This is a genomic window from Paenibacillus sp. JT22N1, from assembly GCF_059692155.1.
This window is the reverse complement of record NZ_JCAUAW010000020.1, coordinates 105,672-117,658: the sequence shown is the minus strand read 5'-3', so window position 1 is coordinate 117,658 and position 11,987 is coordinate 105,672. Positions and strand designations below refer to the sequence as shown.

Sequence of the window (11,987 nt, the reverse complement as noted above, 5' to 3'; positions counted from 1 at the left end):
ATAGGATAAAACGTATATGCGAAAAGCGTTTCAAGCCCTGGATTTCGGGGTTTGAAACGCTTTTTTGATGCTCGATGTGATGGGAGCAAGTGCATATGTGTGATTTTTGCCACAGGTGGCTATTGGGTGGAGTTGTTGAGGCACCACGTCATGTTGTTGGCCGGCCGCAGTTTTCACGATAGGTTCAAGTTGCACAATGTACAACAATTTATCCTGCTTTGGGGCCATTCCAGCCCAGCATGTTGCATTTCGTACAACAATTTGTGCTGGAAACACGGTTTCCTGAGTGAAATCAATAGATTTGTTGCACGAAATACAACATTAATCCAATTTGTCTGATTTTACCCGCCGATTGTTGTATGAAATACAACAATTCACTAATTTTCCAGATTGAACCCACCTAATAGTTGTAGATTTTAAACATTTAAGTGAGAAGGTTCAAGCTCTAAGATTTTCTCTCATAAGAGAGGCAATCTTACGTTCATCTTCCCCAGTCCTATTTTCTAACTGCTGAATAACAAGCTCTTGTCGTTCTGTTGGATGGTTTTGACTCAATTTTGCCTTACCTTCGATGCGAGTAATTTTGATTCTAAACCCTTGAATACCTTTACTCAAACCTGCAATGTAAGTAGCATCTACTTGATCTAATTGATAGGAACTGCCCGGTTCTTCATATTTCAAAACCAAATCAGTTAACGAATTCATCACTTCTTGAACGTCGTCTATAAGCTCAACATGGCCATATACATGAACAGCTACATAATTCCAAGTGGGAACTGTAGTAGGTGTCTCATACCAAGAGGGAGAGATATAGCAATGCGGACCATGAAAAATCGCTAAGACCTCCTGCTTTTCGATATCCTTCCATTGCGGATTAGGGCGTGCAAAATGACCAAATAAGTATTCTCTATTCTTATCCAATGATAAGGGCAGGTGTGTTGCGAATGGACCACCTTGATGCTGAGAAATCAGTGTGGCAAAGCCATTTTGCTCGATAATATCGTAAGTAATCAGGTCATCATTTATTTCGAAGTGGGATGGAATGTACATCTATTCACCTTCCTAGTTGGTTTTAACAAAATTATAGCTATTCAGGTGGTATAGAAGAAGTGCCAATTTATCATAAATGTATTGGACCATTCATGTTGTCAGCTGCATTTATAAGAAAAGGTCAAAGGAGGAGACGATCTCGTGTCGAATATGTAGGATAAAATCTTGTTTTCTCTGTGACCTGTTGGGAGGTTTGGATAGATGGATAAGGTACGATGGGGTATTATTGGTTGTGGGGATGTGACTGAGGTCAAGAGCGGGCCTGCCTTGCAAAAGGCGGAGGGTTCCGAGCTTGTCGCTGTGATGCGAAGAAATGGAGCGCTATCTGAGGATTATGCGAAAAGGCACGGAGTAGCTGCATGGTACGATGATGCGGAAGCGCTGGTCAACGACCCGGATGTCAATGCGATCTATGTTGCGACACCTCCAGGTTTTCACCGGGAGTATGCGCTGCTGGCAGCACGGGCGGGGAAGCCTGTCTATGTGGAAAAGCCGATGGCGAGGAATCATGCGGAATGTTTGGAGATGATAGCTGCTTGCGAAGATGCAAAGGTACCTTTGTTTGTGGCCTATTATCGCAGAGGCCTGCCGAAATTTGTTGAGATCAAGAGATTAATTGATAGCGGTATCATTGGTGAAGTCCGATTTGTGCAGACGACTTTTCTTCAAACCATGAGGGAAGATGATGGACAGGAGCAGCCGTGGCGGATACGGCCGGAGCTTTCCGGAGGCGGTTTGTTCGTTGATTTGGCGAGTCATACACTTGATGTTCTTGATTATTTACTTGGCCCAATCGGAGAAGTAAAAGGTTTTGCCAGAAATCAGTCGGGGCAGTATCAAGTAGAAGATATCGTAACAACGACCTATGCTTTTGAGTCTGGTGTTATGGGTACTGGGATTTGGAGTTTCAATGCGTTCAAGCGCAGTGATGTTACTGAAATTACTGGGAGTCTTGGTAAAATTGCGTTTTCGACGTTTAGCGATGATATTCGTTTGGAGATGGCAGATGGTCAGATCGAGGAGTATGCCATTCCGTATCCGGCTCATGTTCAACAGCCTCTTATTCAGTCGGTGGTTGACGAGCTGCGGGGTATTGGTAAAAGTCCTAGTACCGGTCGGACTGCGGCGCGAACGAATCGGGTGATGGATGAATTGCTTCGTGACTTTTATGTTCATCAGCAGTCCTAGAGTAATCTTCTCCAGATGTTTACAGAAAACATATAAATACGGATAAAACAATTGACGGAAACCCGGTAGCCCTTTAAACTATGGTTAATTAATATGGAGCCTTGGGTATTTCATATCCTCAAACTTTGTCCCGCAAAAGCGTTAAAGTGGTGAGTGAGCAATGAGTCCAAGCGATAAATGGGAACTTAGAGAGGGGTAATTATGTTGAAAAAGAAAGCACTCGTATCATTCGTATTATCAGCAGCTCTTATGGTCGTAGCAGGTTGTGGGCAGAAGGCAGCTCCGGCTCCAGCAGCAAGCGCTGTGGCTTCAGCAACTCCGGCAGCAACAGCAGCCGCGCAAAAGTCTTATAAAGTAGCGATTTCACAAATTGTCGAACATCCTTCTCTGGATGCAACACGTCAAGGTTTCCTAGCAGCTCTTAAAGACGGCGGTATCGTAGAAGGTACCAACTTGAAAGTCGATTTCAACAATGCGCAAGGCGATCAACCGAATAACTTATCCATTGCTCAAAAAATTGCTTCCGCTGAATACGATTTGGTACTTGGTATCGCAACACCATCTGCACAAGCTCTTGTACAGCAAGTGAAGAAATCTCCAATTCTTTTCGCAGCTGTTACAGACCCGCTTGCAGCCAAAATTGTCAACAATGTGGACAAGCCGGGCGGTAATGTTTCCGGAGCTTCGGACACGAACCCAATGGCGGTTGCGCAATTGATGGATTTCGTTGCTGCGAACATGCCTAAAGTGAAAACGGTTGGTCTTGTTATTAACGAAGGGGAGCCTAACGCTGTAATCATGGCCAAAAATGCCGAGCAAACCTTAACGAAACATGGTATTAAGCTCATTAAAGCGCCGGTTACCAATACGTCTGAGGTCAAACAAGCTGCGCAATCCCTCGTTGGCCGCGCGGATGCTTTCTTGATTACCCTTGATAACACGGTTGTTAGCGGTGTAGATGGTATCATTCAAATCGCGAATGAAAAGCATATTCCGTTCTTCTCTAGTGATCGCGATACGGTGGAAAAAGGTGCTTTTGCAACAGTTGGCTTCAAATATTATGATCATGGCTACCAAGTTGGCCAAATGGCTGTCGACATTCTCAAGAATGGTAAAAAACCAGCAGACATGAAAGTAACTGTTCCCGAAAAAATGGATCTGATATTAAACCTGAAGGCAGCAAAAGCCCAAGGAATTGATGTAACAGACGCTATGAAAAATGCAGTAAAAGATAAAGAGAAAAACATTATTCAGTAAGGATTAAGACACAAAAGGGGTGAACGTCGCTTTCGTTCACCCCTTTTTTTCAAAGTAGGAGGTTATTCACATGATGGATTCAATGACTGGTGCCGTCGAGCTAGGTCTTCTCTATGCGCTGATGGCGCTTGGTGTTTATATCACGTTTCGCATTCTCGATTTCCCCGATCTAACGGTGGACGGGAGTTTTACAACAGGCGGTGCTATTGCAGCTATCATGATTGCTCATGGCTATTCGCCGATGCTAGCTTGTTTGGCTGCTTTAGCAGGTGGGCTTGTGGCTGGAGCTTGTACGGGACTGCTCCATACGAAGGGTAAAATTAATGGACTTTTATCAGGGATTCTCATGATGATTGCCTTGTATTCCATTAATATGCGCATTATGGGCAAGCCGAACATTTCACTTCTTGGGGTGGATACGTTGTTCACCTCCATGTCGCCGATTGCTGTTGGGCTCATTATTGTCATCGTCTTCAAATTACTGCTGGATGCGTTCCTGCATACCGACTTGGGGCTTGCTCTGCGAGCAACAGGCGATAATGCGCGAATGATTCGCAGCTTCGGAGCGAACACGGACAGAACCACGATTCTAGGCATTAGCTTATCGAACGGATTGGTAGCACTATCCGGAGCTCTCATCGCGCAGCAGTCAGGCTTTGCCGACATCACGATGGGGATCGGGATGATCGTCATTGGACTAGCTTCCGTTATTATCGGGGAAGCGATTTTTGGCGCTCGGACGGTTTTTCAAGCGACATTGGCTGCTGTACTCGGTTCCATCGTGTACCGTATTGTTGTCGCATTGGCCCTGCGAGTCGAATGGCTAAAAGCATCAGACTTGAAGCTCATTACCGCGATTATCGTTATTATCGCGCTCGTTCTTCCTTCCGTGCAGCGAGCCATTAAGCAAAAAGCAACAGCTAAAAGGCGTTCGGCTGAACTCATCGCCCTTGCTGTGAAAATGAACAAGGGAGGTGATCGTTAATGCTTCAGCTCACGAACGTTTCTAAGCTATTTAACCCCGGTTCAGCGGATGAGAAAATCGCGCTGATCGGTATTAACTTGAACCTCAAGCCCGGTGACTTCGTCACGGTCATTGGCAGTAACGGCGCCGGTAAATCGACGCTGATGAACATCATCTCCGGCGTCATGACGCCGGATGCTGGCGAAGTGCGCATAGGTGGCGAGGTGATCCACCACCTGCCGGAGTACGAGCGCAGCCGCTGGATCGGCCGCGTTTTTCAAGACCCCATGGCGGGGACCGCTCCTCGAATGACCATCGAGGAGAATCTCGCCATGGCGTATGCCCGCGGCAAGAAGCGCGGGCTAAGCTTCGGCGTCACCGCGCGTAAGCGCGCGCTGTTCCTGGAACAGCTGCAGCGCCTCGGCATCGGCCTGGAGGGCCGTCTGCGCGCGAAGGTGGGCCTGCTCTCCGGCGGAGAGCGTCAAGCCCTCAGCTTGCTGATGGCGACGTTCACCAAGCCGCAGATTCTGCTGCTTGATGAGCACACCGCCGCGCTGGATCCTTCGCGCGCGGAGCTCATCACACGATTGACCGAGGACATCGTGCGCGAAATGAAGCTGACCACCTTGATGGTCACGCACAACATGGAGCAGGCGATTCGTCTCGGCAACCGCCTGATCATGATGGATAAAGGCCGCATCATCCTTGATGTGAGCGAGGAACGGAAGAAGGACCTCACCGTGGAGCAGCTGCTCGGTGAGTTCGAACACATCAGCGGCAACAAGCTGTCGGATGACCGCGTGGTGCTGGGTTAAAGATAGAAAGCCTTCGGCGAAAGGGATGGATTCCCTGGGCCGAAGGCTTTTTCTTATGAAAAATCGAATCATACTGGTGGAAGGAACTTTCAGCACAGCAAATTTCTTTAACGTCATTTTTTTTTGCGAGACTTACGCAAAATTCACTATTTTTCGACATTTCTATAGGTTATACTAGTTCTAAAGGACTATGTTTGGGTTGACCGTGAACGAGTAGCAGCGTCGGAGAAATTTACCGCTTACCAAATTTAATTTAAAGGCATAAATTTATCGTACAGTACTTCGTATTTAGGAGAAAATTATGAGCCAGTCAAGGAGTCAATGAAACATGAATGATGTCAACCTAAATTATGAAGCAAACGACCGTAGTCATTCAACATTTGAAAACCAGCCTCTTTTACTAGTTCTTAATGATGACCCAGAATTTCTTTCCTTTTACAAAGAACATCTGGAGAAAGAAAACGGGATGGTTATTTTCGAATCGGATAACCAGCCGAAAGCTGCGGAACTCTTCTATCAGTTATACCCTGATTATGTCATTATTAACGCAAGCCTTATAGCAGATGATAGCGTTCATGTATTAAATGGATTCGTTCAACTGTGTCAAGATAACCATGTTCCGATCCTGATATCTTTGGATAAGGAAGATTTGAAGCTGCGTTACGCATGTATGGCCTTGGCAGATGATGTTATAGGTTCCCGCGTTGAACCCGTTGAATTAGTCACAAGGGTGATCAGAAACTTGAGGAAACGAAACCGAATCTTAGATCAGATTCTTATTGATCCGATGACCGGAATAAAAAATTACAATAATCTTCAACAAGAAGTCGAGCATCAACTTAATGATTTGAAACGCTCCCATGAGCCGTTCGCAATGGTCTATGTACAGGTGGATGATCTCCCTATCGTTCAGGAAACGTATGGGTATGCTATAGGGCATCAGTTGGTGAAGGAACTAGGGAAATTTATCCAAAATAGCATCCGACCTGCGGATTCCTTATATCGATTTCATAGAGAAGGATTTGTTCTTGTTCTTCCGAAAACCGTCAAAGAAGATGCTATGAAATTAATGCACCGGTTGATCGAAAGATTTGCTCAGCTCCGTTTCCTGTCAACAGCAGGAGAGATCAGCGGTACCTTCTCGGCTAGGGTGTTGGACTTTATGGATCCCTTACAGACCATAGAACAATGTTTAACACTTATGCCTTTTCCGAAGGATAAGGCTGTTGCCGACAGGAAAGCGTGGGTTATGGACGGGATGGCGACTTTCGCCTCCATCACATTGAGGAAGCTGAAAGTCGGAATTATTGATGACGACAGGTTAATTCGTGAAATGTTGAAGCATCAATTAGAGGATATCGCGGATCAAGATTTTGAGGTAGAGATTAGAGCGTATCCGGACGGAGAGGAATTTTTCAACGACCCTTGGCATCGCCAGAATGAACGATTTCTTCTCATTATTGACAGAATCATGCCTAAGATGGATGGTTTGGAGGTTCTGGAGAAGATCCGCACGCAATACGACCGACGAAGGTATTTGTGCATGATGCTAACCAGCAGGGATTCCGAAGAGGAAATCTCAATGGCGATTCAAAGAGGCGCCAATGATTATATGGTCAAGCCATTCAGCATTAAAGAGCTGCGCGCCCGAATAAGACGATTAATCCGGGGGACGCGATGATTAATCTCTTCACTGTCATGGTACTCACGGTCGTTTTCTTTCTGCTGCTATGCTTTGTTTATATATATTTGGTTTTGAGAAAAATAAGGACCAACCTGTTTCAGAAACGGAAAAAGGCATGGCTGGAACAGATCATGAACGAGCTCCAAGAATACTTTGTCGCTGGGAAGAGGAATTATTCCTTAATAAGCCGTCGGTGTCGCCCAATTGAACTTTATCAGTTTGAAGCCCTTGAAGACTTTTTCGGCGATTATCTGAGTAATTTCAAAATCGAGCCTAGTTTTAATCCGGTAAAACCGTTTGTAGAGGAATATTTTGTTCCATGGTACAGAAAAAGGCTTTTTCATTCCAAATGGAGTACCCGAATGAATACGCTGTATTTCATCGATCTTTTTAAGATTGATAGGATGCAGGACGACTTATTGAAGCTGTTGGAGAGCAAGAAGTGTTCATCGGAAGAGAGATATCAGATTTATCTCCTTTTGGCCGATTTCGGATACGTCCATCTTCAGGACCTGTTCAAGGAATCGAAGGGGCTTCCTCCTTTTCTGTTAAACGAGATGATTAGCCTGGTTATTACTACAGATAATTTCGAGAGCTATGTAGACATTTTTTATGATCTCCCTTATGAATGGCAGTTAAGTATGATAGACGTACTTAGAGATAAAAATTTCCGCTCGTTGAAACTTCAAGAATTGTTGGAAAGCTTGTTGAATGCAACCGATCAGGAGAAGAGGGTGCGGGCAACCAAAACAATTGCGAGCCTTGGTTATATTAGCTCTCCTGACGTAATTACGCAGATTATTGATGAGCAGTCCCAAAGGGGAGAATGGCAGAACCCGCAGTACACGGGGGAAAAACTGATGTATGTCAGGCTCATGGGGAATATCAAAACAGAACGTTTTTTGCAGTACCTAGAGCAGTTCATCAGCGATAGAAGCTATGTCATAAGATCAGAGGCTGCTAAAGCCATTCGAAAATACAAGAATGGAAGAGATATCCTTCTCTCTATTACCACGACACACCCTGACAGTTATGCCAGAAACATTGCTAAGGAATGGTTAGAGAGGAGCATAGATTATGAATAATTATTGGGATCTTGCTGTTTTTCTCTTCCAGATCGTGAATCAAGTGATCTTTTTTTATCTTGTATTCGTTTGTTTGTTTTATTTCATCCTTTTCTTTCTGGCTTTCAGCCGGTTAAAGCGAGAACGTGGCCTTCATAATGTGGAGCCTTATAAGAAAGTCAAAAAATCTGCGTTCACTCCCCCCTTATCAGTTCTGGTTCCGGCTTACAATGAAGAGATGGGAATTATCGGTACTGTGCTGTCACTAGTCACAGGAAGCGGACGATTGGATTATCCCGAATATGAGGTCATTGTGGTCAATGATGGATCTAAGGACCAAACTCTGCAAAAAATGATTGAACGGTTTAAAATGGTACCATTGAAAGATAAAGTATTTCAAAAACGCAACGGAATCGAAACCAAACCGATCAAAGCGGTCTATAAGTCGGAAATTTATCCTCAATTATTGCTTGTTGACAAAGCAAATGGCGGAAAGTCGGATGCGTTGAACGCGGGTATTAATCTATCTAAATATCCGTATTTTGCTTCTATTGACGGAGATACCGTATTGGAACCGGATTCTTTCCTCAAGATTATGAAGCCGATCATAGAAAATACCGAACAGGAAATTCTCGCTGCGGGAGGCAATGTGCTGATTGCGAACGGAAGCACGATCGTTCATGGGCAGATGAAGGAAATGAGGCTGTCCAGGAATCCTTGGGTCATTATGCAAACAATCGAATATATGCGCGCTTTCCTTATGGGGAGAATCGGATTGAGCAAAAATAATCTCCTTCTCATCATTTCCGGCGCATTCGGGGTATTCAAAACAGCAAGAGTCATTCAAGCGGGCGGCTATAAGCTGGGAACAGTTGGCGAGGATATGGAGCTTGTTGTTCGTCTTCACAGAATGAACATCGAGAATAAATGGGGAGCCAAAATTGAATACGTCGCGGATCCAGTGTGTTATACCGAAGCGCCTGAGGAAATAAAAATATTGAGAAACCAGCGGGTAAGGTGGCACCGGGGGTTATTCGAAAGCTTGTGGATTCACCGAAAAATGGCCCTTAATCCAAAATATGGGAGAATCGGATTAATCGCCATTCCGTATTTCCTTTTTGTAGAATTATTCGGTCCTATCATTGAAATGATAGGTTATCTTGTCGTATTAATCGGTTGGATCTTGGGGGAAGTCAATATTCAATATTCGTTGGCTTTACTTCTGTTCATGGTTATGTACGGGTCATTCCTGTCCATGGGCTCCGTGCTTCTTGAGGAGTGGAGGCTAGGAAAACATAAGCGGGTATACGAACTCAATCGCTTATTTTTCTTTGCTTTGTCGGAGGCGTTTTGGTATCGGCCGATTATGACATATTGGCGGGTAAAAGCACTCATGTCAGCGATAATGGGGAAAAAACAGAGTTGGGGCGAGATGAAGCGAAAGGGCGTTTCATCATAGTATCTGGACTTGTTGAACGATCGAAAGAGAAAGTAGGGGGAAGTTTAGGTATGGGGTTGTTTAAAGGGAAAAATGCACTGGTAGGCATCATGTGGGTTCTTGTGCTGGGGGTTCTTGCTTATATTGTGCTGCGAGGAGATAAAGATGTAGGATCAATAGTACCTGAAACATCTGTTCAGCCAATATCGACGATAGCACCAGTAACCATAGATGGAGTTAAAGTTCCCGCTAAAGTCGGGGGTTCCTACATACAGATTAACCATAATGGCGAGTGGCAGGATATGCTGATTAAAGGTGTGAACTTAGGGGCTACTAAACCGGGATTATTCCCTGGGGAAATGGGGATTGCCAAGGCTGATTACTTGCGGTGGTTCAAACAAATGGGGGATATGAATGTAAATTCTATAAGGATTTATACCTTGCATCCACCAGCATTTTACGAGGCTTTGCTAGAGTACAATTCGAAAGCGAGCCAGCCCATTTATTTGTTTCATGGCATATGGGTCGATGAAGAGGATATGGTTGCGTCGAATGATGTATTTATCGGTCATACAGCGGATGACTTTAAGAAAGAAATGCAGAATGTAGTGGATGTCATTCATGGACAAGTCAATCTGCCTGAACGGGCGGGGCATGCCGCCGGTGCATACAAAGCCGATGTCTCCCCTTATGTCGTAGGCTGGATCTTGGGTGTTGAGTGGGACCCAACAGTAGTCGACTCCACCAACAACAAGCATAAGGGCATGGAGAATTATAACGGACAATATTTTAGGACAGAAAATGCACAACCTTTTGAGATCTGGCTCGCGGATAAAATGGAGTCAATCGCCGTCTATGAATCAGATCGTTATCAGTGGCAAAGACCAATCAGCTTCACTAACTGGGTAACAACCGATTTGATGCAACACCCCACGGAACCTTTGGAAACAGAAGATATGGCTGTCATAAACCCGAATCTCATTAAAGAAAATCCGAGTTATAAAGGGGGATATTTCGCATCCTATCACGTGTATCCCTATTACCCCGATTTTCTTAATTATGAACCTAAATATACAAATTACATCGATTTTCGCGGTGAGAAGAATAATTATTCCGGTTATTTAAACGATCTGAAACAAAATCACCAAATGCCTGTTTTAATCGCAGAATTTGGGGTACCCTCTTCCAGGGGAATGGCCCACCGAAATGTAGCCGGATGGAATCAGGGGCATCATGATGAAACGGAACAAGGGAATATCGATGCGAGACTGTTTGAGGATATAAACCACGAAGGTTTGGCTGGTGGATTGCTCTTCAGTTGGCAGAATGAATGGTTTAAGCGAACATGGAATACGCAAGAACTGGATAATAGCGACCGTCGTCCATTCTGGTCAAATATGCAAACCGGAGAGCAGCATTTTGGATTGCTAAGTTTTGACCCGGGTCCAGCTGATAAGTCGATTTATGTGGATGGTGAGACTTCTGACTGGGACTCCAAGAAAATAAATCCGATCCAATTAAATGGCTCTTCCGCTAGTTCCACTAAACAAGTCGATGGGCAAGCGTCCCTGAAGCAATTTTTTGTCACAAGCGACGAAGGCTATGTTTATTTCCGCTTGGATTTCAATAGAACTGAACAACCGTTAGATTGGTCACAAATAAATACGATGCTACTGCTCAGTACAATTCCAAATCAAGGGCAGCACCGTGTTCCGGGGGATTCAGATCTCACGACGGAAGAGGGTATAGATTTCGTGATTGATTTGAAGGGAGATAAAACTTCAAGAATCTGGGTAGACAGCTACTATGATACGGATTATTTTACCTACGGACATACTTTAGGTATGATGCCTAAACTGGACTATCCCAAGAATAAGGACAATGGCATTTTCCATACCATGCGGCTGGTCTTAAACAAACCGCTGACGATTCCTAATGTAAAAGGGAAGTCTATTGTGTTGCCGTTGGAAAGCTACGAAACCGGTTTGTTGCGTTCAGGGGATGGGAATCCAAATCATCCAGGCTTTAATTCGTTAACGGATGTAGCTTTGAATGCCAAGGATCATGTGTTAGAATTACGAATTCCATGGCAATTGCTTAATTTTAGAGATCCAAGCAAACACGAGACAATCGGGGACATCTGGGGTAAAGGACTGGGTGCTTCGGAAATCATAAAAGAAATTAAGATGGCGGTAGTAACCTATAAGCAAGATGGGACGCAACAAAAAGAAAGTCCTGGAAGCGGAGCATCTGTCTATACATATCCTCAAGCAAGAGATAGTAAGATCAGTTCCTCCGATATGTATCGTTATCAATGGGCAGACTGGGATATCCCACAATATCATGAGAGATTAAAGAAATCGTACTATATTATGAAAGACCTTTTTGGGAGAATCTCTATAAAACATTAGTTATGGATCAAGCATCTGAATGAGCAGGGAGGGAGAATGGTTGAAGCAGTTAGCATTCAAGATCATGCTTCCGTCTCTCCCAACTCAAATAGTGAAAGGCGAGGCGTTGAGTATTG

Annotated in this window: 9 protein-coding genes; 8 read left to right on the top strand and 1 reads right to left on the bottom strand. The window is 44.5% G+C overall.

Translation table 11 applies throughout. The features are described from left to right. Positions 1-438: 438 nt before the first annotated feature. On the bottom strand, positions 439-1,050 hold the full coding sequence (locus tag AC58UU_RS31045) for an FMN-binding negative transcriptional regulator (RefSeq protein WP_497321316.1): 612 nt from the start codon (positions 1,048-1,050) through the stop codon (positions 439-441). 201 nt (positions 1,051-1,251) lie between these two features. Here AC58UU_RS31045 and AC58UU_RS31040 point away from each other — a divergent pair, with 201 nt between their 5' ends. The 8 genes from AC58UU_RS31040 to AC58UU_RS31005 all read left to right on the top strand — a co-directional run bounded on the left by AC58UU_RS31040 (position 1,252) and on the right by AC58UU_RS31005 (position 11,871). Then, on the top strand, positions 1,252-2,238 hold the full coding sequence (locus AC58UU_RS31040) for a Gfo/Idh/MocA family protein (protein WP_497321314.1): 987 nt from the start codon (positions 1,252-1,254) through the stop codon (positions 2,236-2,238). A gap of 201 nt (positions 2,239-2,439) precedes the next feature. Further along, entirely contained in the window at positions 2,440-3,495 is a 1,056-nt protein-coding gene (locus tag AC58UU_RS31035; RefSeq protein ID WP_497321312.1) for an ABC transporter substrate-binding protein, read from the top strand. Positions 3,496-3,565: 70 nt separating this feature from the next. Continuing rightward, entirely contained in the window at positions 3,566-4,480 is a 915-nt protein-coding gene (locus AC58UU_RS31030) for an ABC transporter permease (protein WP_497321310.1), read from the top strand. Beyond that, the gene (locus AC58UU_RS31025) at positions 4,480-5,274 is read left to right on the top strand and encodes an ABC transporter ATP-binding protein (protein ID WP_497321309.1); all 795 of its coding nucleotides are present in this window, start codon (positions 4,480-4,482) and stop codon (positions 5,272-5,274) included. The genes AC58UU_RS31030 and AC58UU_RS31025 overlap by 1 nt, the downstream gene beginning before the upstream one ends. A gap of 328 nt (positions 5,275-5,602) precedes the next feature. Beyond that, on the top strand, positions 5,603-6,955 hold the full coding sequence (locus AC58UU_RS31020; protein ID WP_497321308.1) for a response regulator: 1,353 nt from the start codon (positions 5,603-5,605) through the stop codon (positions 6,953-6,955). Positions 6,956-7,089: 134 nt separating this feature from the next. Continuing rightward, positions 7,090-8,043: a HEAT repeat domain-containing protein gene (locus AC58UU_RS31015; RefSeq protein WP_497321307.1), complete on the top strand. Its 954-nt coding sequence runs from the start codon at positions 7,090-7,092 to the stop codon at positions 8,041-8,043. Further along, entirely contained in the window at positions 8,036-9,481 is a 1,446-nt protein-coding gene (locus AC58UU_RS31010; protein WP_497321305.1) for a glycosyltransferase family 2 protein, read from the top strand. The genes AC58UU_RS31015 and AC58UU_RS31010 overlap by 8 nt, the downstream gene beginning before the upstream one ends. Continuing rightward, positions 9,373-11,871 (top strand): hypothetical protein, encoded by a 2,499-nt coding sequence (locus AC58UU_RS31005; protein WP_497321303.1) that lies wholly within the window; start codon positions 9,373-9,375, stop codon positions 11,869-11,871. Before AC58UU_RS31010 ends, AC58UU_RS31005 begins: the two co-directional genes overlap by 109 nt. Positions 11,872-11,987 lie beyond the last annotated feature (116 nt).